The 24,428-nt window shown below is 59.5% G+C and carries 24 protein-coding genes and 1 pseudogene; 12 read left to right on the forward strand and 13 right to left on the reverse strand.

Features of this window, described 5'->3' with window-relative positions; translation table 11 throughout:
* Positions 1–7: 7 nt before the first annotated feature.
* From CPH89_RS21160 to CPH89_RS21170, 3 genes are all read right to left on the reverse strand, one after another.
* Entirely contained in the window at positions 8–190 is a 183-nt protein-coding gene (locus CPH89_RS21160) for a hypothetical protein (protein ID WP_053255422.1), read from the reverse strand.
* Positions 191–281: 91 nt separating this feature from the next.
* The gene (locus CPH89_RS21165) at positions 282–476 is read right to left on the reverse strand and encodes a hypothetical protein (protein WP_053255423.1); all 195 of its coding nucleotides are present in this window, start codon (positions 474–476) and stop codon (positions 282–284) included.
* A gap of 232 nt (positions 477–708) precedes the next feature.
* The gene (locus CPH89_RS21170; protein WP_053255424.1) at positions 709–1,062 is read right to left on the reverse strand and encodes a hypothetical protein; all 354 of its coding nucleotides are present in this window, start codon (positions 1,060–1,062) and stop codon (positions 709–711) included.
* A 156-nt stretch (positions 1,063–1,218) separates the two neighbouring features.
* On the opposite strand from CPH89_RS21170, the gene CPH89_RS21175 reads away from it, so the two are divergent.
* A complete protein-coding gene (locus CPH89_RS21175; RefSeq protein WP_053255425.1) occupies positions 1,219–2,037 on the forward strand; it encodes a shikimate 5-dehydrogenase in 819 nt (272 codons plus the stop codon).
* A 57-nt stretch (positions 2,038–2,094) separates the two neighbouring features.
* Here CPH89_RS21175 and CPH89_RS21180 read toward each other — a convergent pair whose 3' ends face one another.
* Positions 2,095–2,745: a YceH family protein gene (locus tag CPH89_RS21180; protein WP_053255426.1), complete on the reverse strand. Its 651-nt coding sequence runs from the start codon at positions 2,743–2,745 to the stop codon at positions 2,095–2,097.
* Between the two features lie 286 nt (positions 2,746–3,031).
* Here CPH89_RS21180 and CPH89_RS21185 point away from each other — a divergent pair, with 286 nt between their 5' ends.
* On the forward strand, positions 3,032–3,541 hold the full coding sequence (locus CPH89_RS21185) for a DUF1993 domain-containing protein (RefSeq protein ID WP_053255427.1): 510 nt from the start codon (positions 3,032–3,034) through the stop codon (positions 3,539–3,541).
* 70 nt (positions 3,542–3,611) lie between these two features.
* Here CPH89_RS21185 and sstT read toward each other — a convergent pair whose 3' ends face one another.
* Complete coding sequence (gene sstT / locus CPH89_RS21190; RefSeq protein ID WP_053255428.1) at positions 3,612–4,832, reverse strand: serine/threonine transporter SstT; 1,221 nt, start codon at positions 4,830–4,832, stop codon at positions 3,612–3,614.
* Positions 4,833–5,073: 241 nt separating this feature from the next.
* Between sstT and CPH89_RS21195 the strand changes: the two genes are divergently transcribed.
* On the forward strand, positions 5,074–6,231 hold the full coding sequence (locus CPH89_RS21195) for an MFS transporter (protein WP_053255429.1): 1,158 nt from the start codon (positions 5,074–5,076) through the stop codon (positions 6,229–6,231).
* Positions 6,232–6,235: 4 nt separating this feature from the next.
* On the opposite strand, the gene nhaR is transcribed toward CPH89_RS21195, so the two are convergent.
* Positions 6,236–7,138 (reverse strand): transcriptional activator NhaR, encoded by a 903-nt coding sequence (nhaR, locus tag CPH89_RS21200; protein ID WP_053255430.1) that lies wholly within the window; start codon positions 7,136–7,138, stop codon positions 6,236–6,238.
* A 134-nt stretch (positions 7,139–7,272) separates the two neighbouring features.
* Between nhaR and CPH89_RS21205 the strand changes: the two genes are divergently transcribed.
* The 4 genes from CPH89_RS21205 (at position 7,273) to mnmH (ending at position 10,533) form a co-directional block, all read left to right on the forward strand.
* On the forward strand, positions 7,273–7,524 hold the full coding sequence (locus CPH89_RS21205) for a hypothetical protein (RefSeq protein ID WP_053255431.1): 252 nt from the start codon (positions 7,273–7,275) through the stop codon (positions 7,522–7,524).
* A gap of 28 nt (positions 7,525–7,552) precedes the next feature.
* Complete coding sequence (locus CPH89_RS21210; RefSeq protein WP_053255432.1) at positions 7,553–8,302, forward strand: TerC family protein; 750 nt, start codon at positions 7,553–7,555, stop codon at positions 8,300–8,302.
* A 93-nt stretch (positions 8,303–8,395) separates the two neighbouring features.
* Positions 8,396–9,430 carry a selenide, water dikinase SelD gene (selD, locus tag CPH89_RS21215; RefSeq protein ID WP_053255433.1) on the forward strand — a complete coding sequence of 345 codons (1,035 nt, stop codon included), beginning with the start codon at positions 8,396–8,398 and terminating at the stop codon, positions 9,428–9,430.
* A complete protein-coding gene (gene mnmH, locus CPH89_RS21220) occupies positions 9,430–10,533 on the forward strand; it encodes a tRNA 2-selenouridine(34) synthase MnmH (RefSeq protein ID WP_053255434.1) in 1,104 nt (367 codons plus the stop codon). Before selD ends, mnmH begins: the two co-directional genes overlap by 1 nt.
* A 128-nt stretch (positions 10,534–10,661) precedes the next feature.
* Here the strand turns inward: mnmH and CPH89_RS21225 are convergent, their stop codons facing one another.
* Together CPH89_RS21225 and CPH89_RS21230 are read right to left on the reverse strand one after the other, a co-directional pair.
* The gene (locus tag CPH89_RS21225; protein WP_053255435.1) at positions 10,662–11,717 is read right to left on the reverse strand and encodes a permease; all 1,056 of its coding nucleotides are present in this window, start codon (positions 11,715–11,717) and stop codon (positions 10,662–10,664) included.
* A 58-nt stretch (positions 11,718–11,775) separates the two neighbouring features.
* Complete coding sequence (locus CPH89_RS21230) at positions 11,776–12,477, reverse strand: hypothetical protein (protein ID WP_053255436.1); 702 nt, start codon at positions 12,475–12,477, stop codon at positions 11,776–11,778.
* Between the two features lie 251 nt (positions 12,478–12,728).
* Between CPH89_RS21230 and CPH89_RS21235 the strand changes: the two genes are divergently transcribed.
* From CPH89_RS21235 to hemB, 3 genes are all read left to right on the forward strand, one after another.
* A complete protein-coding gene (locus CPH89_RS21235) occupies positions 12,729–13,427 on the forward strand; it encodes a glutathione S-transferase N-terminal domain-containing protein (protein WP_053255437.1) in 699 nt (232 codons plus the stop codon).
* A 3-nt stretch (positions 13,428–13,430) separates the two neighbouring features.
* A complete protein-coding gene (locus CPH89_RS21240; RefSeq protein WP_053255438.1) occupies positions 13,431–14,273 on the forward strand; it encodes a PhzF family phenazine biosynthesis protein in 843 nt (280 codons plus the stop codon).
* A 131-nt stretch (positions 14,274–14,404) separates the two neighbouring features.
* Positions 14,405–15,379 carry a porphobilinogen synthase gene (gene hemB, locus CPH89_RS21245; protein ID WP_053255439.1) on the forward strand — a complete coding sequence of 325 codons (975 nt, stop codon included), beginning with the start codon at positions 14,405–14,407 and terminating at the stop codon, positions 15,377–15,379.
* Between the two features lie 50 nt (positions 15,380–15,429).
* Here hemB and CPH89_RS21250 read toward each other — a convergent pair whose 3' ends face one another.
* The 4 genes and pseudogenes from CPH89_RS21250 to CPH89_RS21265 all read right to left on the reverse strand — a co-directional run bounded on the left by CPH89_RS21250 (position 15,430) and on the right by CPH89_RS21265 (position 21,806).
* Positions 15,430–15,837 carry a hypothetical protein gene (locus CPH89_RS21250; RefSeq protein WP_081006346.1) on the reverse strand — a complete coding sequence of 136 codons (408 nt, stop codon included), beginning with the start codon at positions 15,835–15,837 and terminating at the stop codon, positions 15,430–15,432.
* The gene (locus CPH89_RS21255; protein ID WP_053255440.1) at positions 15,821–16,234 is read right to left on the reverse strand and encodes a hypothetical protein; all 414 of its coding nucleotides are present in this window, start codon (positions 16,232–16,234) and stop codon (positions 15,821–15,823) included. Before CPH89_RS21255 ends, CPH89_RS21250 begins: the two co-directional genes overlap by 17 nt.
* A gap of 1 nt (position 16,235) precedes the next feature.
* Positions 16,236–20,975: pseudogene (locus CPH89_RS21260) on the reverse strand (RHS repeat-associated core domain-containing protein).
* A 216-nt stretch (positions 20,976–21,191) separates the two neighbouring features.
* Positions 21,192–21,806, reverse strand: coding sequence for a LysE family translocator (locus CPH89_RS21265; RefSeq protein WP_053255443.1), 615 nt, complete (start codon positions 21,804–21,806; stop codon positions 21,192–21,194).
* 145 nt (positions 21,807–21,951) lie between these two features.
* Here CPH89_RS21265 and CPH89_RS21270 point away from each other — a divergent pair, with 145 nt between their 5' ends.
* Positions 21,952–23,037, forward strand: coding sequence for a DUF1615 domain-containing protein (locus CPH89_RS21270; RefSeq protein ID WP_053255444.1), 1,086 nt, complete (start codon positions 21,952–21,954; stop codon positions 23,035–23,037).
* Here the strand turns inward: CPH89_RS21270 and CPH89_RS21275 are convergent, their stop codons facing one another.
* The gene (locus tag CPH89_RS21275; protein ID WP_053255445.1) at positions 23,038–23,823 is read right to left on the reverse strand and encodes a DUF4349 domain-containing protein; all 786 of its coding nucleotides are present in this window, start codon (positions 23,821–23,823) and stop codon (positions 23,038–23,040) included.
* Positions 23,824–23,980: 157 nt separating this feature from the next.
* Here CPH89_RS21275 and CPH89_RS21280 point away from each other — a divergent pair, with 157 nt between their 5' ends.
* Positions 23,981–24,397, forward strand: a complete 417-nt coding sequence (locus tag CPH89_RS21280; RefSeq protein WP_053255754.1) for a PaaI family thioesterase — start codon at positions 23,981–23,983, stop codon at positions 24,395–24,397.
* Positions 24,398–24,428 lie beyond the last annotated feature (31 nt).

The following is a 24,428-nucleotide window of genomic DNA, read 5'->3' on the forward strand; positions in this document are numbered from 1 at the left end:
GTGACGCTCAAGCGTGGAGCCTGAAGTTCGACGCTTGCTGCAGCTGTTTTTCGGCGGCGGACAACGAGGTGAGCGGGCCGCTGATGGGCTCGCCATCGCGCACCAGATACCAACAGGCCAGCAAGCCGTGCTCACGAAGAGGGGCGGGGACTGCGCTGCCGATGACGGACATGATCTGAACAGTAGGCATAAATACCTCCAATGGCGATGGAGTTCACCATACTGGCTGTTTGCCCGTAGGAAAAATCACCAGTCTCGATAGTCGACATTAACGCCAGGCGTCAATCCACCACTTGATCGAGCATGGAAACCACTTCCTGTTCACTGAGCAGCCCTTTACGCACCAGGTTTTCCGCCAGCAGCGAGAGGAATTTTGCGCTGCGGTGGCCCTCAAGGTGCTTGAGTTCGGTCAGTGCGCTGTAGACCTTGCTGGATGTGCACAGGCCAGCGGTTCGATGGGGGTTTTGCGTGGGCATGGTCAGTCGTCCTTGTTGTTATTGGGTGGACAGTGTCGATAGTGAGAGTGTTGGGTGACACAAACATGACAGCGCGAGGCGCCTTCGAGCAAGGGGGCATTGGCCATAATCATGTGCGATTACTCGCGGAACATTGTCCTCATAGCGACCTTGGCAGGACGAATCCGGACTTTTCAGGCAAAAAAAGGCCCCGCGTGTCGGCGAGGCCTGTGTCTGTCAGCTCAATTGCGTGTTACCAGCCGCGACCATAGTAGCCGTGGGGAGGACCGTAATAGCCGCGCGGTGGGCCGTAATAGACCGGCGCCGGGCGGTAATAAACCTGTTGTTGCACATACACCGGCGGTGGCGGTGCGTAGTAGACCGGCGGCGGCGCGGCGTACACCGGTTGCGGCTGGACATACACCGGTTGCTGCACGTAGACCGGCTGGGATTGGCTGGCAACCACGGAGCCCACTACGGCGGCGCCGACCAAAGCACCCAGCACGGCCGGGCCACCCCAACCACCACCGTGGGCGGAGGCTTGGCCTGCCATAGCGAGTGCGCCGATAAGCAAGGCGATTTTGGGGATTTTACGGATCATGGTCATTCCTCGGTTAGCCCCTGCGCTTGTGGTCTGCAATCAATAGACTCAAGGATTGTCGCGGGGATACTTTTAAGACAACGTATTTCTGAAAAACAGCACGGCCGATAGGTAAAGGTTGTGTAAGGATCTGTACCGAATTGCTTACTTAAGGAGTTACCCATGCAGATACACCCCAACAAGGACACCCAACTGTGCATGTCATTGTCGGCGCGGCCTGGGAATTTTGGCTTGCGTTTCCATAACCATCTGTACGAACAGCTGGGTTTGAATTTTTATTATAAAGCGTTCAGTAGCCAGGATTTGCCCGGTGCGATCGGTGGTATTCGGGCGCTGGGCATTCGTGGTTGCGGTGTGTCCATGCCCTTCAAGGAGGCCAGTATCGCCTTGGTCGACGAGCTGGACGAGTCGGTCAAGGCCATCACCTCCCTTAACACCATCGTCAACACCAACGGCCATCTCAAGGCCTACAACACTGACTATATTGCTATCGAACAACTGCTGAAAAAGCACGCGGTGCCAAAAGACTCGAGCTTTGCCCTGCGTGGCAGCGGCGGCATGGCCAAGGCCGTGGCCAGTGCCTTGCGCGACGGTGGTTATGCCAACGGCGTGATTGTCGCGCGCAATGAGGCGGCAGGCCGGGCGTTGGCACAAGGTCTGGGGTATGAGTGGCAAGCGCAATTGGGTGATTTGCGCCCGCAGATGTTGGTCAACGTGACGCCGATTGGCATGACCGGCGGGGCGGAAGCCGACCAGTTAGCCTTTGAGGCTGACGCTGTGGATGCTGCTGACACCGTCTTTGATGTGGTGGCGATCCCGGCCGAAACACCGCTGATTGTGCGTGGCCGCGCCCAGGGTAAGCGGGTGATTACCGGGCTGGAAGTGATCGCGATTCAGGCGTTGGAGCAGTTTGTGCTGTACACCGGCGTGCGGCCGACGCAGGCGCAGTTTGAACAAGCCGTGGCGTTTGCCCGAGCCTAGCGAACCCGGCAAAACCCATGTGGGGGCTGGCAAGCCAGCGCCCACAGGTTGACCGTGTTAAGCCTGTTCCAGCTGCGTGAGGCGCTCTTCCAATGCGGCAATTCGGGCTTCAAGTTCTTCGATACGATCCGAAGAGACGGCACCGGCCGAGCGCTCCACCGCATGACCCCGCGCCGACAGAATCACCTCAATATCCGCCGGATCGCCCAGCGCATGGGTGTAACGATCTTCCCGTTGCCCTGCCTGACGCGGCACCAATAGCGCCAGCCCACGCGCAATCAGGCGCTCCAGCTGGTGCACCACCTGCTCGGCATCTTCAAAATCATGCATGCGCCCGCTGCGGGTCAGCAGTTCATTGACCGTCTGCGGCCCGCGCAGAAACAGCAGCCCGATCAGTATCACCTGGGCCGGCACCAACTCCAGTGCCTTGTCGACGCGATGCTCCCAGCGGTCGGCCCGGCTGCCCATGACCAGGCGCGTGAAACCTTGGCCTTCCAGCGCGCGCAGGCTTTGCCCGACTTGGCCCTGGCTGAGGTTCGTCACCGGCTCGCGGCTGGTTTTCTGGTTGCAGGCCAGCACCAATGCATTCAGGGTCAGGGGGTAGGTTTCCGGGTTGGTCGCCTGTTTTTCGATCAGGCAGCCCAGGATGCGGATTTCCGTGCTGTTCAGGCGTGGTTCTGGGGTGTCGGTAGCGTGCTCGGCGGTCATCGCGCTTTCCCTATGCAGTAAGAGGGGGCGCTCTCAATGAGTGTTCCCGTCGTGTTGTCGCCTCAAAGCGGGCCAGGCAAGACGCAGGCCGCTGGGAATGGTTGTTCCCTTTCCAAGGCCGGCAACGCAGGGCCCGCGTTAAGGCACAACCCGGCGCGACGGGGAAACTCATTGAGAGCGCCCGCACCTAGCCTAATCCTGAAAAAATAAAAGACAAGCTGCACACGCAGCTGGCATGTCTATAATCGCCGCTGGTTACACACCCTGCCATCACCGCGAGACTGTCATGACTATTTCCCTGTACGCCGCCTCCATCCCGGTCTTCAAGCAAATGCTCAACGCCCTGAGCGATGTGCTGAACAAAGCCGAAGCCCATGCCACCGCCAAGAACATCGAGCCCAATGCTCTGTTGCAGGCGCGTCTGTTCCCGGACATGTTCCAACTGGTGCGCCAGGTGCAGATCGCCGTCGACTTCGCCAAGGGCGTTTCCGCACGCCTGGCCGAGATTGAAGTGCCGAAGTACGAAGACAGCGAAGTGACCTTTGCCGACCTGCAAGCCCTGATCGCCAAGGTGCTGGCGTTTGTCGACACGATCAAGCCCGAGCAAATCGACGGCAAGGAAGGCATCGAGATCATCACCCGCCCAGGCACCCCGAAAGAGAAGCGCTTCAGCGGCCAGTCCTACCTGCTGACCTACGGCCTGCCGCAGTTCTTCTTCCACGTCACCACCGCTTACGCCTTGCTGCGTCACAACGGTGTCGAAGTGGGCAAGCGCGATTACATGGGCGCGTTCTAAGCACCCAGGTACAAAAAAAGCCCGGGGCGGTTCTTCAACGAACCGCCCCGGGCTTTTTTACGCCTGATGGTTAAGCCGGCTGTTCTTCCTGGCCCAGGCATGCGGCGGCGGTAAACAGCACATCGGTGGACGAATTGAGCGCGGTTTCCGCCGAATCCTGCAACACACCAATGATGAAACCTACGGCGACGACCTGCATGGCGATCTCGCTGGGAATACCGAACAGGCTGCACGCCAGGGGAATCAACAGCAACGAGCCACCGGCCACGCCCGACGCCCCGCAGGCACACACCGCTGCCACCACGCTGAGCAATACGGCGGTCGGCAGGTCGACGGTGATGCCCAAGGTATGCACGGCCGCCAGGGTCAGTACGGTGATGGTGATTGCGGCACCGGCCATATTGATGGTGGCGCCCAGTGGGATCGATACCGAATAGGTGTCTTCATGCAGGCCCAGGCGTTTGCTCAACGCCAGGTTCACCGGGATATTCGCCGCGGAGCTGCGGGTGAAGAAAGCGGTGATGCCGCTCTCACGCAGGCACATCAGCACCAGCGGGTAGGGGTTGCGGCGCAGCTTCCAGAACACGATGGCCGGGTTGACCACCAATGCCACGAACAGCATGCAGCCGATCAACACCACCAGCAGGTGAGCGTAGCCGAGCAGGGCACCAAAACCGGAGGTGGCCAGGGTTGAGGCCACGAGGCCGAAGATCCCCAGCGGCGCGAAACGAATCACCACGCGCACGATCAGCGTTACGCCGTTGGACAGGTCGTCGAGCACGGTGCGGGTGGTTTCGCCGGCATGGCGAATCGCGATGCCCATGCCGATGGCCCACGCCAGAATGCCGATAAAGTTGGCATTCATCAGCGCGCTCACCGGGTTATCCACCACGCTCAACAGCAGGCTTTGCAACACCTCGCCGATGCCGCCGGGAGCACTTACCGCGACGTCATGGGTGGCAAGCACCAGGGACGACGGGAACAGCGTGCTGGCGACCACCGCCACGACGGCAGCCGCAAAGGTACCGAGCAGGTACAAGAAGAGGATCGGCTTGATATGGGTTTCCTGGCCGTGTTTATGGTTGGCGATCGACGCCATGACCAGTACGAACACCAGGATCGGCGCAACGGCTTTCAGGGCCGTGACGAACACCTTGCCGATAAACCCGGTAGCGCGGGCAGCCTCGGGCATCCACAGGGCCAATAGAATCCCGGCAAGCAAGCCCAAGACAATTTGGGTAACCAGGCTGACGCGCATAAGTCGTTGTAACAGGGAAGGGGCAGCAGTCATAAACAGTTGTCTCTAGTTTTTTTAATAGAACGCAGCATTGCAGGCGGAAAGTGCTGTAGGCAGTAGGTGCGGAGTCTAACATGCTGTAGGAAGCGTCCCGTTCGGTGCGGCATTGCGTCACCCGCACCCGCAGGCTTTGGCAAAATCCAGACATACTCTGTTAACATTCTTGCCTCTCATCTTTCCTCTCCGTCAGCGAGCCCTTCGGGCTGTCGTTGATGTCGTCGTTTCTGGAGTTTTTATGTTGTTTCCCATCCTGCTGCTGTCGGCCGCCGGCTTTACTGTGTTGACCACAGAATTCGTCATCGTGGGCCTGCTGCCATCGATTGCCCGGGACCTGAATGTCAGCGTGTCCCAAGCGGGTTTGTTGGTGACCTTGTTCGCCTTTACCGTGGCGGCGTTCGGTCCGTTCCTGACGGCGTACTGCGCGCGCTTCCCACGCAAGCGCTTGTTTATCAGCATCCTGATCATGTTCGGCGTGGCCAATACCCTGGCGGCGCTGGCGCCGAATATTTGGGTGATGGCATTCGCGCGGTTGATTCCGGCTTTGGGGTTGCCGGTGTTCTGGGCCTTGGCCAGCGAGACGGCGGTGGACATTGTTGGCCCCGAATACGCCGGACGAGCCATTGAAAAAATCGGCTTCGGCATCGTCTGTGCCACGGTGTTCGGCATTCCGGTCGGCACGCTGATTTCCGACATGTTCGGCTGGCGTATCGCGTTTGCGATTCTGGCGGTGGTGGCGTTGGCCAAGGCATTGTTGCTGTTTATCTACCTGCCGGTGACCCCGCCCAAGAACGACCAAGTGACACTGCGCTCGCAATTCAAGATTCTGCGCAACCCGTTGATGCAGGGGCATATCCTGCTGTCAGTGCTGGTGTTCAGCGGCATGTTCACCGCTTACACCTACCTGGCGGACATTCTTGAGCGTCTGGCCGGCTTTGACGGCACATTGGTCGGCTGGTGCCTGATGGGGTTTGGCGCGGTAGGCCTGATCGGCAACTCACTCGGCGGGCGCGCAGTGGATCGCCACCCGTTGATCGCGTCCATGGTGTTCTGTGGGTTCATGATCGCGGGCATGGTGGCGTTGGTCCCGGCGATTCATTCCACCGTCGGCCTCGCGGCGGCGATGGCGGTGTGGGGCGTGACCCAGGCGGCGCTGTTCCTGGTCAGCCACGTGCGGCTGATGAAGGCCGCGCCCCATGCACCGGCGTTTGCGGCGTCGTTGAATATTGCCGGAGCCAACCTGGGGATTGGCCTGGGGGCAATGGTCGGCGGGCATGTGATCGACACCCTCGGCCTTGGCAGCCTGGGCTTTGCGGCGTCCGGGTTTATCCTGGTGTCGATCCTGCTGGCGTTGTGGCTGATGACCGCCAGGCAGCCGGTCGCATCCAACGCCTGAATCGTCAGGGCAGGGCGGTAAACAACTCGCGTCGAGCGCCTTCGGTAATCGCCACAATGCCGGGGTGCTTGACCTTGCGCTCCACCGAGATCGCGTAGAACGACTCGGTCACCGCATCGGTCTGGCCAATCAGCGCCACCCCGTACTGGCGCACCACCTCGTCGGCAATCACGCTGGGGGCGATAAAGATCCCGCTGCCGGATTGGCCAAACGCCTGCATTAACGCACTGTCATCGAACTCGCCGATGATCTTCGGTTGAATCTGCTGCTCGGCGAACCAGCGCTGCAAGCGGCTGCGCACCACCGTCTCGGCCCCCGGAATCAAGAGCGGCGCGCCCTGCAGACATTTTGGGAAATCACCACCGTACTGGTCGGCCAACGCCTGGGTGGCGAAAAAACTGATGCCACACTCCCCCAGTTTCTGGCTGTAGCCTTTGATGTCCAAGTGAGTGGGCATGGGGCTGTCGGAGATCACCAGGTCGAGGCGCTGAATCGCCAGGTCGGCCAATAAACGTTCGAGTTTGTCCTCGCGGCAGGTGATACGGATTTGTTCGCTCAGCTCCATCGTGGGGGCGATCAGCCGGTAAACGATGGATTTGGGCACCACATCCGCCACGCCGACCCTGAACAGGATCTGCTGCTCATTGGGCTGCGCGCGCAACATCGCCTCCAGTTCGTTGCCGGTCTGGAACATTTGCTCGGCGTAGGGCAAGGCCTGGCGCCCGGCTTCGGTGAGTTCAAGCTGGCGGCCGACGCGCTGAAACAGCGCGATACCAAAGGTCTGCTCCAGCAGGCTGATCTGCCCGCTGATGGTCTGGGGCGTGAGGTTCAATTGCTCACAGGCGCGCACGATGCTGCCGGTCTTGGCCACCACCCAAAAATAATGCAGTTGTCGATAATTAAGCATCGTGGACTACACTTCGTAAAAATCGAAGTATATACGAGAAAAATACGAATTTTACTGAATTGTTCGACTGCATAGAATGCCTCGCTATCGAGGGGCCACTATTTGGACCCACTGGTTCTAACGAGGAATACAGCATGCAACTCAATTCTCTGGGCGCGGCGGCCTTACTTGCGCTTTCATTGGTGGTGATCAGCGGCTGTGATCAAGTCGAAAAAAGCGCCCAGCAAGTCATGGGCAAGGCCACCGAGTCGGCCAAGCAAGCCATTGATGACACCCACAAAGCCGCCGAGCAGGCATTGAGTGAGGCGACGCAAGGCCTGATCAGTCCGCAAAAAAAGGCGGATCAGGAAGACAAAGAACCTGAAACCGGCAATAAAGAAGCCTAATTCCCCAGCACAACGTCAGGACTGACCTATGGATTACCTTTTACAACTGGCCGCCAGCCCCACCGCCTGGGTGGCACTGGCCACCTTGATCGTCATGGAAATCGTGCTGGGCATCGATAACCTGATCTTTATTTCGATCCTCACCAACAAGTTGCCCGAGAAGCACCGAGCCAAGGCGCGCCGTATCGGCATCAGCATGGCGCTGGTGTTGCGCCTGGGCCTGTTGAGTACTATCGCGTTTATCGTGCAGTTGACGACCCCGGTATTTGAGATCTTCGGCCAGGCGTTTTCGTGGAAAGACATGATCCTGATCGCTGGTGGCCTGTTCCTGGTGTGGAAGGCAACGACCGAGATCCATCACAGCATGGACCCCGAGCCGGAAGAAAAGGCAACCACCGGCAACGTGGTGACCATCGGCTTTGCTGCGGCGATTGGTCAGATCCTGATGCTCGACCTGGTGTTCTCCATCGACAGCATCATCACCGCCGTGGGCATGACCGAGCATTTGCCGATCATGATCATTGCTGTGGTGACCTCGGTCATCGTGATGCTGGTGGCGGCTGAACCGCTGGCCAAGTTCATCAACGACAACCCGACGGTCGTGATGCTGGCCCTGGGCTTCCTGATCATGATCGGCATGACGTTGATCGCTGAAGGCTTCGGCGCTCACGTGCCCAAAGGCTACGTGTATGCGGCCATGGCGTTCTCGGCGGTGATCGAGTGCCTGAACATCGCGCGGCGCAATCGCCACAAGCGTTTGCTCGCCGCCAGGCAGTAACCGCTGAACCCGAAAGCCGGCTGAACGCTCAAGAGTCCAGCCGGCTTTTTGCTGTCTGATAGAATCCGCCCACTTGTTACCTTGAGGTCCACCATGAACGAGCCGATTCGCCTCACCCAGTACAGCCACGGCGCGGGTTGCGGCTGCAAGATTTCGCCCCAGGTGCTGGAAGTGATCCTCGCCGGCAGTGGCGCGCAGAACCTCGACCCCAATCTGTGGGTCGGCAACGCCTCACGCGACGATGCGGCGGTGTACGCCATCGACGACGAACGCGGTGTGGTTTCCACCACCGACTTTTTCATGCCGATCGTCGATGACCCCTTTGACTTTGGGCGCATTGCCGCCACCAACGCGATCAGCGACATCTACGCCATGGGGGGCGACCCGTTGATGGCCATTGCCATTCTGGGCTGGCCGGTGAATGTGCTGGCGCCGGAGGTTGCCCGCGAAGTGATCCGTGGCGGCCGTTCGGTGTGCGATGCCGCCGGTATCCCCTTGGCAGGTGGCCACTCCATTGATGCCCCGGAGCCGATTTTCGGCCTGGCCGTGACCGGCATCGTGCAAAAGCGCCATATGAAACGCAACGACACCGCTACCGCCGGCTGCAAACTGTACCTGACCAAACCGCTGGGCATCGGCATCCTCACTACCGCCGAGAAGAAGGGCAAATTGCGCGAGGCGGATGTCGGCGTGGCCCGTGACTGGATGTGCACGCTCAACAAACCGGGCAGCCGTTTCGGTAAGTTGGCTGGCGTCACGGCCATGACCGATGTCACCGGTTTCGGCCTGTTGGGCCACCTGGTGGAAATGGCTGACGGCAGTGCTCTCACAGCCCGCATTGAGTACAAAAAAGTCCCACTCTTGGCCGGGATTGAGGATTACCTGGATCAGGGCTGCATGCCCGGTGGCACCTTGCGCAACTTCGACAGCTACTCGAGCAAAGTCGGGCGCTTGCAGGAGCTGCACAAACGCGTGCTGTGCGACCCGCAGACCAGTGGCGGCCTGTTGATCGCCGTTACCGCGGAAGGTGACGCTGAGTTCCACGCGGTGGCTGCCGAGCTGGGCCTGAGCCTGGAGCCGATCGGTGCACTGGTTGAGCGACAGACACACGCGGTAGAGGTGTTTTGATGGCAACCGACATCACCGACTACCGCGACATCTTCCTCAACGACCGGCCGATGATGGATACCCGCGCACCGATCGAATTCATCAAGGGCGCGTTTCCCGGGGTGATCAACTTGCCGTTGATGACCGACGACGAGCGCCAACGGGTCGGCACCTGTTACAAGCAGCAGGGCCAGCAAGCCGCGATTGTGCTGGGGCATGAGCTGGTCTCGGGGGCGATCAAGGCTGAGCGTATCGAACAGTGGGCGCAGTTCGCCAAGGCCAATCCTGACGGTTACTTGTACTGCTTTCGCGGCGGGCTGCGCTCGCAGATCGTGCAGCAATGGTTGAAAACCGAAGCCGGTATCGAGTACCCCCGTGTCGGCGGTGGCTACAAGGCCATGCGGACCTTTTTGTTGGAGACCGTGGAGCAGGCGACCGCCGAGTGTGATTTCGTATTGCTGGGCGGCATGACCGGCACCGGTAAAACCGAGGTGCTTGGCCAGTTGCATAACGCCCTGGACCTTGAGGGCCACGCCAACCATCGCGGTTCCAGCTTCGGCAAACGCGCCACGACACAACCGTCCAACATCGACTTCGAAAACCGCCTGGCGGTGGACCTGCTGAAAAAACGCGCGGCGGGGATCGAACAATTTGTCGTTGAGGATGAGAGCCGCATGATAGGCAGTTGTGCGCTGCCCTTGCCGTTGCACAAAGGCATGCAGACATTCCCGATGGTGTGGCTGGAGGACAGCGTTGAAGGCCGGGTCGAAAGGATCTTGCGCGATTACGTGGTCGACCTGTGCGCCGAGTTTATCCAGGTGTTTGGCGAAAATGGCCAGGCGCTGTTTGCCGAGCGCCTGACCCAGAGCCTGGCCAATATCCATAAACGCCTGGGCGGCGAGCGCTTCCAGCGCTTGCAGGCTGTTTTGCAGGACGCTTTGGCTGAACAGGCCCGCAGCGCTGCCGTGGACTTGCACCGGGTATGGATCGAAGGGTTGCTGCGCGAGTATTACGACCCGATGTACGCCTTCCAGCGTGAAAGCAAGGGCGCACGGATCGAGTTCGCGGGGGAGCAGGGCGCGGTGGTGGAGTATTTGCGCGAGCGGAGTGCCAGGCGAGCATAGTCGCTGGTTTTGAGGGTCTCTTCACGAGCAAGCCCGCTCCTACATTACGACCGCGATCCTACAGGATGAGCACGGTTGGATGTGGGAGCGGGCTTGCTCGCGAAAGGGTCCTCAACGTCGCCAGAAATCTAAAGAAGGACCGCCCCGATCAACCCACACACCACGCCCATCAGCATGGTCAGCCCGGCCACCGTCACCAGTACGCGCGCGTCGAAATCCTTGCGCAGCATCAGCAGTGACGGCAGGCTCACGCTGGGCAGGGTCATCAGCAAGGCCACGGCCGGCCCGGTGCCCATGCCCAGGGTCATCATGGTTTGTACGATTGGGATCTCGGCGGCGGTAGGAATCACGAACAGCGTACCAACGATCGCCAGCGGCACCAGCCACATCAGGCTGTTGGCCATGGCCCCGTCAATATGAGGGAACAGCCAGACCCGCGCAGCTCCCAGCACCAGCACGGCGACGATATAGATCGGGATCGTGCTCCAGAACAACTGCCACAGGGTACGTAACCAACGGCCCAGGAACGGCTGCGACTCGACCTGGCTGACGTCGGCCACTGCTTCCAGTGCGGCTTCCGGCACGTGGTCGGGCCGGGCAATCCGCTGCGCCACCAGGGACACGCCGACCACCAGCACAATCCCTGCGACCAGCCGCAATGCGGTAAAGCCCCAGCCCAGCACAAAGCCCATGAACACCAGGGTCGCCGGGTTCAATACCGGGTTGGCGATCCAGAACGCCAGGGCCGCACCCACCGACACCTGCTGACGGCGCATGCCGGCTGCCACCGGGGCCGCGCAGCAACTGCACATCATCCCCGGCAAGGCGAACAGCCCGCCACGTACGGTCGAACCCAGCCCGGCGCGGCCGAACAGGCGCAACAGCCAGTCGCGGGGAATCAACACTTGCAACAGCGAGCCCAGAATGACCGCCAGCACGGCGGCCTTCCAGATCGCCAGGAAATACACCTGGGCATAGGCCAGCGCCGCTGCCAGTGGCGAGCTTTGCTGGTCATTCAGAATCGAGGCGCCGATGCTGTGGTTATCCGCCGCCACGAACGCCTTGAGGTAGTAGGGCGACCACTTCACATAGTAGAGGCCTATGCAGGCCACCAGCACGAACAGCGCTGGTTTCCACCAGAAGGACCAGCCCCGGTTGGGCTGCTGGGAGATGAGGTTGGGCATGGTGCAGATCCGCAGATGGTTCAATAGCGGGGCATCATACGCCTGTGGCGCGCAAGCTTCAGATATCTGCGCTGACTTGAGTGGCGTCCGGGCATGTCCGCTCGCCGTTATTCAGGCCTTGCTTGTAATTGCGGCTCAGCAGTGAGGCTTTGCCGTTGTGCCAGGTCAGGGTCAGGACATAGAGCGTGTCGTAGTCGTCGCCCGACCAATCCTCTGTGATCGTGTGTTTTTCCCCCGAGGCTTCACTGGCCACCTTGTTGATCAGCTCTGGCAGGTAGCCATGGGACCAGGCGGTGTAGATGATCGCGTTGTGGTACTTGTCTTCGACCAACTCGTCGGCGAGGGCGCTGGTGTCGTTGGCTGAAAACTTGATGTTCACCGGCAGGCCGAGCTTGATGGCGCTGGGGCTGATGGTCATCAGTGGCCGGATGTAGCTGTAGGAATTGTCGTGTTCACCTTCCTCGACATTGCGCGTCGGGTTGGCGGCGAATACGTAGTTGGCCTTGCCGAATTTTTCCGGCAAGACGCTCGCCAGGTTCATCGCGCGATTCAGGCCCTGGCAGTTGAGCTGGCCGAGGCCGCCGGCCGGTTTTTCACCGTGGCGCAGGAAGACCAGGGTTTGTACGCCATCCACCGGCTCGGCGCGACTGATCCGCGACTCCAGCGTCAGGCCGATTGCGCCGCCAACCAGCAGCAGCGGCAACATGATGTATGAATAGCGTTTAAGGCGTTTAGTAAGGCACAGAGGCTTGATTGTCATTGTCGTGTCGAGTCTTCGTGCTTGGGTTGAAGTCGTACAGGCCCGGCGCCAGTGACGCATGCGGCGTCCTGCGGTTTTCCGTGTCGTTGTAACGAGTGTCTCCATTCACCCTGATGGCGCACTTAAGAGTGTGTATCGGCTCTTTGGTTCGTCAGCGCGCGAGATTAGCGCGGTAATGTTGCGCAATGATGACCCATGCAGGACGGCGAGCCGCTGGCTATTATGGGGACTTTCCGCCTGGGGACTTTCCGATGAACGCACTTGCCGCTTTCCCGATCAACAGCAAATGGCCCGCCCAATACCCGGAACGCTTGCAGCTGTATTCGTTGCCCACGCCCAATGGGGTCAAAGTGTCGATCATGCTCGAAGAGCTGGGCCTGCCTTATGAAGCGCACAAGGTCAGTTTCGAAACCCAGGACCAGCTGTCTCCCGAGTTTCTGTCCCTGAACCCCAACAACAAAATCCCCGCGATCATCGACCCCAATGGCCCGAGCGGTCAGCCGCTGGCGCTGTTCGAGTCCGGCGCGATTCTGATTTACCTGGCCGAAAAAACCAGCCAGTTACTCTCCGAAGACCCGGCCACCCGCTATGAAACCCTTCAGTGGCTGATGTTTCAAATGGCGGGTATCGGCCCGATGTTCGGCCAGGTCGGGTTCTTCAACAAATTCGCCGGCAAGGCATACGAAGATAAGCGCCCGCGTGATCGCTACGCCGCCGAGTCTCGGCGTTTGCTGGGCGTGCTGGAACAACACCTGCTGGGTCGCACCTGGATCATGGGCGACGAATACAGCATCGCCGACATCGCCACGTTCCCATGGGTTCGCAACCTGATTGGCTTCTACGAAGCCGGCGACCTGGTGGGCATTGCTGATTTCCCTAATGTGCTGCGCGCGCTGGACGGCTTTGTTGCCCGCCCTGCGGTGATCCGCGGCCTGAACATACCGAGCTGAAGCATGCAGACGTTCGATTTCAAACAGCTGGATGTATTCAGCAGCGTTTCACTCAAAGGTAACCCGTTGGCCGTGGTGCTGGGCGCTGATAGCCTCACCGACCAGCAAATGGCCGACTTCGCTAACTGGACCAACCTCAGCGAAACCACGTTTTTGCTGACGCCGCGTGATCCGCGGGCGGATTATCGGGTGAGAATCTTTACCACGCTCAACGAGCTGCCGTTCGCCGGGCACCCGACCTTGGGCAGTTGCCATGCCTGGTTGCACGCGGGCGGCGTGCCCAAAGGCGAGGAGATCATCCAGGAGTGCGAAATCGGCCTGGTGCGTGTCCGTCGCGAAGGCGATCAACTGGCGTTCATTGCTCCGCCGTTATTGCGTTCCGGCGCGGTGGAAACTCCCGTGCTCGAACGCGTGCGCCTGGCGCTGGGGCTGGCGCCCGAGGCCATTGTGCGCAGCCAGTGGGTGGACAATGGTGGGGGCTGGCTGGCGCTGATGCTGGCCGATCGCGAACAGGTGCTGGGTTTGCAGCCGGATTACTCGCAACTCCACGGTTTGGCCGTTGGCGTCATCGCGCCCTGTGACCCGGCGCGCGACGATGTGGACACGCACTTCGAAGTCCGCGGTTTTATCGCCGGCGACGGCGCCCCGGAAGACCCGGCCACCGGCAGCCTGAACGCCGGCCTTGCCCAATGGTTGCTGAGTGAAGGCCTGGCGCCAAGCCGTTACGTGGTCAGCCAAGGTACGGCCATGGGACGCGCCGGGCGTATTCGCGTCGAGCATCATGGCGATGAAATCTGGATCGGCGGCGAGGTAGCGGTATGCATCGAAGGGCGTGTACAGCTCTAGATCAATGAATTGTTACGGGCCACGCAATACACTGTTGGCCCCTTGGCATTTGTGCTGCCGGGGCCTGGAGGCATAAGCTTTGGCCCCAAAGATTTTTGCCTCTACTGTTTTAGCATCCAGTCAGGAAAACCATGACCAGCCAGTTCCCCCAAGCCCGCCCACGTCGCCTGCGCCGCTCCCCGGAGCTGCGTGGCTTGTTCCAGGAAACCGAATTCACCCTCAACGATCTGGTGTTGCCGATTTTCGTCGAAGAAGAAATCGACGACTTCGTACCGATCACCAGCATGCCGGGTGTAGTGCGAATCCCCGAGAAGAAACTGGCCGGTGAGATCGAGCGTTTTGCCCGTGCCGGGATCAAGTCGGTGATGACATTCGGCGTATCCCACCACTTGGACGCGAACGGCAGCGACACCTGGAAAGAACGCGGCCTGGTTTCGCGCATGTCCTCGATTATCAAGGACGCCGTGCCGGAAATGATCGTCATGTCCGACACGTGCTTCTGCGAATACACCGACCACGGCCACTGCGGCGTGATGCACGGTGCTCATGTCGACAACGACGCGACACTGGTCAACCTCGGCAAGCAAGCCGTGGCCGCCGCCCGTGCCGGCGCCGATGTGATCGCCCCTTCGGCAGCGATGGACGGCCAGGTCCAGGCGATTCGCCGCGCCCTGGACGACGCGGGTTTCACCCATATTCCGATCATGGCCTACTCCACCAAATTCGCCTCGGCCCTCTACGGCCCGTTCCGTGAAGCGGGTGGCAGCGCCCTCAAGGGCGACCGCAAAAGCTACCAGATGAACCCGATGAACCGCCGCGAAGCCGTGCGCGAATCGCTGCTGGACGAGCAAGAGGGCGCAGACGCGCTGATGGTCAAGCCCGCCGGTGCCTACCTCGACATCATCCGCGACATCCGCGAAGCCTCACGCTTACCGGTCGCGGCCTATCAGGTGAGTGGTGAGTACGCGATGATCAAGTTTGGCGCCCAGGCCGGCGCGATTGATGAGGCGCGGGTGGTGCGGGAGACGTTGGGGTCGATCAAGCGTGCGGGGGCGGATTTGATCTTTACGTATTTTGCGATGGATTTGGCGTTGGCTGGGATCTGAGTCCGGTCTGTGGTCCTGTGGCGGGGAGGACTCGTCACAGGTGCTCCGTGCTACACCGGTACCGATTCAGACCAGCGTTGGCAAAAGTCGTGTTGTTCCTGTATATCGTTGGTGAGATTGTTTTCCTCTAACGCCAAGATATGCACAAGTTCAGTGTTTGCCTGTCCCATTGTCAATTCATAAGCGATAAGTCCATTTGACATATGTGAAGACATGCCTGATGTGTGTGCGTTAATCTTTGCGCCTTTGCATAAAAACTTTATATCTTTTAAGTCTGCCCTCAATAAACCGAAGCAATCATACAGATCCAGTGCTGTGTAGCTTTTTCGTGTTTCATCGTTTAGCAGTAGGTGAAGTGTCGGCTTGCCTCCTTCATATTCGATTACTGCATTTTCACATATACCGTTTTTGATGATGAAGATGTTTTTTCTGGAAGTTGACTTAGCTGAATTTTTCATAGTCCTCCGCACCTAATGATTTTAGCCAGTTTTTGAAGAAATCCACCTGTTCTTGTGGGTTGTTTGTTAGGTTATTTTCTTCATAATCAAATAGATGAACGATGTCGTCTCGTGATGCTTGTTTACCTAGTGTCATTTCATATGCAATAAGACCGGCACTCATTTGAGATGCCATCCTTGAGGGCATGACGTTTATTTTTGCGCCCTTACAAAGGAATACTATATGCGGGAAATCCGCTCTAACTTTTGCTAAACAAGTATAGATGTCCTTTCCCCTGTAGGTTTTCTTGAAGTTGTCAGCTTCGGAAAATGTCATCGAAAGTTTTTCGAGATCATATCTTACGGTGACTTCCGAACTTTTGTTGTCGATAATTACCTTTATTATTTGCGTATTCATACTATTTCCTATTCGGATTTGGGATTGAGTATCCTACATAGCTTCCATCGCGCTTTACAGGTGTCATGCCCAAAATATCCTCTGGGTGTATTCTGTGATGGACTGCGAATTCTTTCTCGTTAGAGAATGGCGTCATTTTACCGAGTTCTAAGTTTACGTCATGACCAGGTATGCTTTTTATCACGTATAAATAACCTTTTCTTGTGCCGTATCCGGTTGCAAAATCTATAGCGGTGAGCCTTGAGGGAGAGGTGCTTATAAAGTTACTTGGTGGGTCGTTGCTGTTTAGGGCGTGCAGATAAAGGTCATTGCTTTCTCCCTTACTCTTAAAGCCAGTTTTAAAGGCTTCTTCTGGATGTTTTCTATCCCCTCGAAATAAATACTCCTCTTCATCGCTCGTTTTCGGTGGTTCGGGTTCGCTTTTGTAAGCTTTTGCTTTTGCCGAAGGCTCATCAACTGTGTCTGCGGGCTTACACCCGTCTCCACCAGGGCATGTGTTTAAGCCTAGCGGATCTACCCACCCCGTTGGGTTCGGTACGTACTGGTATGCGTTGATCCCACCCGCCAGCTTCACCGGGTCAGGCGTCAGGTAACGACCACTGTCCGGATTGTAGTAGCGGTGGCGGTTGTAGTGCAGCGCGCTTTCCGGGTCGAAGTATTGGCCTTGGAAGCGCAGCGGATTGTCGATTTTGTTGACATCGAGGCGGGCAATCTTGCCGTAGGCGCGGTAGTGCGCCGACCAGACGATCTCGCCGTCGGGGGCGGTGAGTTCCTGTGGGGTGCCGAGGTGGTCGAGTTGGTAGTGGAAGGGCTGGGTGTCTGTTGGACCAAAGCCTTCCAGCAGTGCCAGAGGCCTAAAACTGTCAGGCTCGTAGATGTAACTGCGATGACGATCCGCGTGATGCTCGGCAACCAGCTTGTCGCCTTGCCAGAAAAACTCTGTGGTGATGTCGTCGACGGTTTTGCTGATCCGCCGCCCAAACGGGTCATAGCGATAGCTGGCCGTTTGCCCATTGGGCTGGGTGATGCCTATCAACCGATGCTGGCAGTCGTAGCGGTATTCGGTGACAAGTTGGTGACCCTTACCGCGCCTTTGGCGGATCAGGTTGCCAAAGGCGTCATAGTCGTAATGATGATCGCCCTGGATCATCAGGCGGTTGCCGGCAACGATGTCCGGGCCGGGTCGATCCTGCATCAGCAGGTTGCCCGCCGGGTCGTGGCCGAAGCGTTCTTGCCCGTCTTGTGAGTGATCGGCCCGAGTCAGGCGGGCGAGGGGATCGTAGTGGTAGTCGTGTTGGCCTTTACGGGTGTCGAGCAGGCGGGTGAGGTTGCCGGTGTTGTCGTAGTCGTATTGGCGCTGGTAGAGGGTGTGTTGCTGTTGGCTGACGGCGTGGGCGTGCAGGCGGTTTTGTTCGTCGTAGTGGTAGTGGCTGAGGAGCTGGCCTTGTTGGCGCTGGTGTTCGCGACCGGCTTTGAACAGGTGAGAAGTGAGTGTCTCACCATTCAGTTCGACGCTGGCAAGGTGGCCGCCTTTGTCGTGGTTGAAGGTCAGGCGGTTGTTGTCGGGCAGACGGAGGTTTTGCAGCTGGCCGCAGGCGTCGTAGCCATAGCGCAAGGTGCCCCAGCCCTGGTGTTCGGCGGTGAGGCGGTTTTGTGGGTCGTATTCGTAGGCCAGCGCCCAGTGGCCGTCGTCAACGCTGAGGAGGTTGCCCTGGCGGTCGTAGGCATAATCAACAAGGTTGCCGTCGGGCAGGGTTTTTCGTACGAGGCGGCCGGCGTGGTCTCGCTCGTAGCGGGTGATTAGCTGACTGCCGTCATCGCCATATTCGGTCTTTTCCGCCAGGTTACCGTTGAGGTCGTAAACGTAGGCGGTGCGCTGGCCATCAAAACCGATTTCCTGCTGGATCAGGCCACTGGGGTGGTAAGCGAGCTGATAGGTTTCGCCGACTTCGTTTTCGATGGCGGTCAGCAGCAACCGTACGTTGTCGTAGCGGTAGTTGACCTGGCTGCCGTCGGCATTGATGCGGCGGCTGATCAGGTGCAGGCCGTCGGCGTATTCGTAGCGGGTGACGTGGCCCCGTTCATCGCGTTCGGCGGTGATTTTTCCGTAGGGGTTGTAGCTGTATTCCCGCGTAGCTCCATCGTGCCGGGTCAGTTTCAGCAGACGCCCGGCGGCGTCCCATTGATACTGGGTTAGCGCTCCATGCTCTTCCTCGCGTGTAATCTGCCTACCAAGATCGTCATAGCGATAGCGCTTGATAGCGCCATTCGGCAGTTGCTCCTCAAGCAACTGACCACGTTCATTCCAGACCAGTCGGTGACAGCTGTTATCCGGATACCAAATCCCGCTCAGTTGCCCGTATTTGTCGTAGCTGCAGTCCGTGACATTCCCGTCGGGATCGGTCTTACGAATGACGTCGCCCTGGTCGTTGCGCTCATACCTCCAGACCGCCTCACCACGCCGTACAACCCGTACGAACCCGTTATCGTGCTCGTAGGAAGTCGGTTCATCCTCCCCAGGAAACAACGCCACCAACCGTCCGGCGTCGTCGTACTGATACGCCGTCACCGCGCCCAACGGGTCCTGCTCGACCGTCAGTCGGCCCTTGTCATCGTAGGATTTGAAATGCTCGGCGCCGTCGGGATCAATGCGCTGCACCAGCCGCGCGCGCTGGTCATGCACGTAAACTTCGCGACTGCCGTCAGCGTTGTGAACCGTGACCCGGCCGTTGTCATCTCACGCATAGCGCGTGTCCATCTGCGAAAAGCTGGCCCAGTGCCGGACACAGCGTGCCGCTTTGCCAGCCCGTTCCCACGCCCAGAAGAAGCTCGCCCCGCCGGCGAGCTGCCGCTCCAGAATGACGTGCTGATCGTCGTACCGATAAACCTCGCTTTCACCTACGGCGTTGGTCGCTGACACCAGTCGGCCAAGGTCATCGTAGGCGTAGGCAACGACGGTCTGTTCAGTCACCCATTCAAAGGGTTCAGGCCCTTTGGCGCGATGAACCTGGTAGTCCACGGCCACGATGCGGCCAAACGCATAGCGCAAAAACAGCGAGCGACCCGCACCGTTATCCAGTCGTTCGATTCGCCCCAAACGATCTCGAACAACCCGCAGGCGGTTGTCATACGCATCGCTGATGGCTGTGAGTAAACCGTCGCGGAAATGGTAGAAACGTGACGCCTGAGCCAGCACCAGTTCATCGGGCAAAGCGCCCAAGTAAATCGCGGCTTCGGCCAGGCTGTTGGTAATCACCGGTCGGGCGGCAGAAGGCAAGGGCAGGGCAGTCGAGCGGTTCTCATGATCCGTCCACACCACCGAATCGCCATCCACCACCAACCGCTGGGCCAGCGCATGACTCCAGCCAAACCCCAGTCCGCAATCCACGTCCACCGCACTGGTGCGATACAACCGTGTCCACTCAAACGGCAATATCCCGTCCAGCACACCGTCGGTGAGGGTCAGCAGTTCCTCGCCGGTCACCATCGACACCGGGCAACCGTTGGTGGCCGTCTTGTCCGCCGGGGCCGCCGCATCGCCGTTCGGGTTCTTACCCGTAGCCGGCACATCGTCGACAGGTTCCTGGCGCACCAATGTCGTCTGCTGGGTCTTCTTACGAACCGCCGGCACCGGGTTGGAAACCAACTGCTCCCCCGCCTTCAACGGCGCAACCGGCACCGTCTTGATCGGCGTCGCCGCGCTACCAATCAGCAGTGGCTTCACCGCCTCGGCATGCAGCTCCAACCTGGGCATCACCAGCTTGGTCGCCAACAACTCCAGCAGATCCCGCGCCCGCCCAGACTTGATGTGCCCCAGCACCTGCGTACCCAGGCGTACCGCCACACCCATTCCCGCAGTCGCCCAGATCAGCAGCAGGTTGATCAACACCTCGCCGGTGATTTCCCCCATCAGTTCGTTCATTTCTTGCGGCGGCAGCATTCGCATCCAACTGACCATCGCCGACACATAAATGAACAACAACGGCTCATCGCTGAGTATCAGCAGGCCGTTGGCAATCGCGTCGTTGCCGAGCTTCAGCAGTTCATCAAGTTCGGTTTGGGAGATGTATTGCAGCAATTTCTCGCTGTTGGGCTGGATGTCCGCCAGCAAGTCAAACAGTTGCGTGATGTTGTCCCACAGCCCGTAAAGCGCTTTGCCCATGCCACTGAGAAACGCCGCTTCCAGCACCCGGCGCCGATCCAGCGGAGTAGCGTTCGTGTAGTCTTTCCACTGCGCTTGGAACGTGCCGTTCCACTCGCTGCGCAGGCGCGCCTCCAACGCCCCGATCACCGACTGATAAGACGCGTACAGCGCCTTGACGTGATCTGTGGAAACGTTGGGATAGAAGCTGATTCGGTACGGCTGGTTGCGGTCGCAGTCGGTGATTTCGAGAATGCCGCTGGGGCCGATGGTCTTGTGGATTGGCTCGCCCAGCGGCCCGCCGTTGGGATCGACACGTTGCAGCACCACCGGCGTGTTGCCGATCGGCACAAACCGCGTGCTCTGGAACATGTGCACCAGGGTCAACGTGCCGTTGGCCTGGCAGGTAGCAACAGTGCTGCTGGGAAAAATGGCGCGGTGGATGGGCGCGACCAGCGCCACCTCGTCGCCGACCTTGAACACCTGCTCGACATCCAGCGCCGAAAAGCTCCAGAAGCTCGCAGCCCAGTCGTCAAAGGTGTTCAGGCACTCTCTAAAGTCGCGCAAGACGGTTTCAACATCGACCGTCTTGGCATCCATTGGGGTCAGGGCCAGCCTGCCAATGGCCGTGTTCAAGCGACAGCCCCAAAACCCTGGGCTTTAACAAAGAAAACCATCTGCAATCCCTCGCACTGTGTGATCAGGCGAAGGACTTTGCAGAGGTTTTAAGGAGAGATCTGTAGAGCTTGTCCGGCTGTTACGTGGGAAGTTTCAGTAGTCCTTGTCGGTGATCCATTGACATGATTCAACGCGTTCTCAGCGCTGCGCAAACGCCAGGTTCAACCCCAGCCCGGCAAAGGCCGTGGCAAAACTGCGTCGCAGCCAGTTCTGCACACGTGGCGACTCGACCACTGCACGACGAAACACATTCGCCAACAGGCCATACAGTACAAACACTGCAAGCGTCATCGCCATGAACACGCCGCTCAGTACCAGCATCTGCAAGGCCGGCGCGGTGCCGCCTGGCGTTACGAATTGAGGCAGGAAGGCCAGGAAGAAAATTGTCAGCTTGGGGTTAAGAATGTTCAGCAAGAAGCCACGCAGGATCAGGCTGCGCGCGGTCGCAACTGTCGGCGTGTCGTTCATTGCAAAGGCCGAGCGGTCACGCCAGGTGGCATAGGCCAGGTACAGCAGGTAGGCCGCGCCGGCGAATTTCAATGCTTCGAAGGCCAAGGCGCTGGTGTGGAGCAGGGCGGACAGGCCCAGTATCGACGCCAACAAGTGCGGGATGATCCCGGCGGTGCAGCCCAGCGCGGCAAATATGCTGGCGCGTTTGCCGGAGGTCAGGCCGGTAGAGACGGTAAAAATCACCCCAGTGCCGGGGATCAGTAAGACGATCAGGCAGGTGACGAGGACATTCAGACTGAGCATGGCATCCAACTCCGTGTGCGAATGGCTGATGACGGATGCTGTCACGTTCGGTGATAACTGGCGAGTGCACCAGGTTGGCGAACCCCGGTTAGACTTACCTGTCGATATCCGCATTGCCCGGCCCGTCGTTATTCAAGGAAGCCCCATGTATTCAAGCCGTCTGATCCTGTGCCTCACTACGTTGCTGGTGCTGGCCGGCTGCTCCACCCCACGTGGCCCGCAGCAGCCTGAGCGCAGCGAAGCCGAGGTAAAGGCGCAGATCGTGCGCCTGTTGCCAGCCTCGGTACCGGACCGCAGTGGCTGGGCCCAGGACATTTACACCGCTTTCGACACCCAGAAAATCTACCCCAGCACCGAGCATATCTGCGCTGTGCTGGCGGTGACCGAGCAAGAGTCCACCTACCAGGTCGACCCACCCGTGCCGAACATGGGCAAGATCGCCCAGGACGAAATTCTGCGCCGTGCCGGCAAGGTCCATGTCCCGGCGTTTGTGGTGCGTGCCACGCTGCAATTGCGCTCGCCCAGCGGCAAGACTTACGCCGATCGTCTCACTGGCGCACGTACAGAGAAGGACCTCAGCGGCATCTTTGATGATTTCATCAGCAGTGTGCCCTTGGGCAATACCTTGTTTGACGGTTTCAACCCGGTGCATACCGCCGGCCCCATGCAGGTCAGCATCGACTTTGCGCAACAACACGCCCGTGATTATCCCTACACCGTGGATGGCACGATTCGACGCGAAGTCTTCACCCGTCGTGGTGGGATGTATTTTGGTATCACCCATCTGCTCGGTTACCCGGTGAGCTACGACCAGCCGTTGTACCGCTTCGCCGATTTCAACGCGGGCTGGTATGCCAGCCGTAACGCTGCGTTTCAGGCTGCCGTCAGCCGTGCCAGCGGCACCGAGCTGGCGTTGGACGGGGATTTGATTCGTTATGGGTCGCTGCTGCCGGGTACCACAGAGCTGGCGGTGCGCTCACTGGGTTCGAAGTTGGACATGCGCAACCCCAGCATCCGCAGCCAACTGGAGCAGGGCGAGCAATTGGACTTTGAGCAGACCACCCTCTACCAGCGTGTGTTTGCTCTAGCGGATAAGGCGGCAGGCAAGCCGATGCCACGGGCGATCCTGCCGGGCATCGTGCTCAAGAGCCCGAAGATCACCCGCAACCTGACCACGGCGTGGTTTGCCAAGCGGGTGGATGAGCGCTATCAGCGCTGTATGAAGCGCTGATCATGGGCGGCGTTTAACGAACCGCCGCCACAGCCAGACCCACAACCACACCACCGGGAACGCCAGGATCAAAAACGGCAGCACATAACTGGCGCGTTCCAGGGCGTCCGCCGTGCCGTTTACCAGGTTGTCACCCAGGTTGCTGAACATTCGGCTGAAGCGTGACTGTTGATGCGCACCGTCGGAAGAGCGGAAGTTCAGGGTCACACGGTTGGTATCAAGGCGACGTTGCTGGCCCGCGGCGACCTGTGCCAGTTCCTGCAGTTCGTTTTCGACAGCGGCCTGTTCCTTGCTCAGGGCGATCAGGTCGCTGACGCTGATGTCCTTGCGCTTGGCCAGTTCGTCGAGGCGTTGCTGTTGGGCTTGCAGGCGATCCTGGCGACGGCGCACATCGGCCACCGCGTCGGCCAGGTCTTCGGCACTGGTGATGCGCTGGCCGAGTTTCCCGCCTTCAGCGGCCAGTGTGACCATCGGCTCCACGCCGCTAGGCGCGATGCGCAGGATGAGCGTGCCGCCATGGTCATCCTCGGTGATGCCCAGAATATTGCAGGCGCCGAAACGTGCCGACTCACACGCCTCACGGGTAGCGTGCATACGTGGTGCAAGCAGGGCGCCAGGCAGCGCCAGCGTCAGCTCATGCTCATAGGCCAACTGCGCACCGGCCCGGCCTTGTTCGCCGTTGATCACGGAGGCGCGGGAGTGATCCTTGGGCGAGCAACCCGCCAGGGCCAGGCCGGCCAGCAAGATCAGAAGCAGCGGTTTTGTTGTGCCTTCCAGATGGCGCATGGCAGTTCCTTTGGCGGTGCAGGGGAAATGGATCGCGATTAAAGCGGGTCTGGCGTATTTACGCAAAGCATCGCGCAGGATTTGCGTGGCTGATGGTGATGGCAGCCTCGCAGAGCCAGGCGTACACCTCAAACCTTATGCCAAGGAAGAACGCGCCATGATCGCTCACACTGTGCCCGAAGGGTTCGTCTCGCTGCCGCGCAGCAGCCCGTTGCTCGACTTGTTAGGCCCGGCGTATTGCCGCGGTGAAGGTTGGCAGCTGGAAATCGGCCTGCGCGCCGACAACCGCCATGCCAATGGGCGCGGCACGGTGCACGGTGGGGTGTTAGCGACTCTGGCGGATATCGGCATGGGGTATGCGATGGCGTTTTCCAGCGAGCCAGCGTTGCCGTTAATGACCGCGAGCATGACCCTGGACTACCTGGGCGCGGTGCAGGTGGGTGAGTGGATGGTGGTGCGGTTGGAGCATCATCAACGGGGTCGGCAGATGGCGTTCGCCACGGCGAGTTTGCAGGTGGGGGAGAAGGTCGTCGCGCGGGCGAGCGCGGTGTTTGCGGTGCCTCGTACCGACTGACAGTGAAGTCATCTGGGTGTTTTTTCAGGCC

The organism is Pseudomonas fluorescens (assembly GCF_900215245.1).
Taxonomy (GTDB): Bacteria; Pseudomonadota; Gammaproteobacteria; order Pseudomonadales; family Pseudomonadaceae; genus Aquipseudomonas; species Aquipseudomonas fluorescens.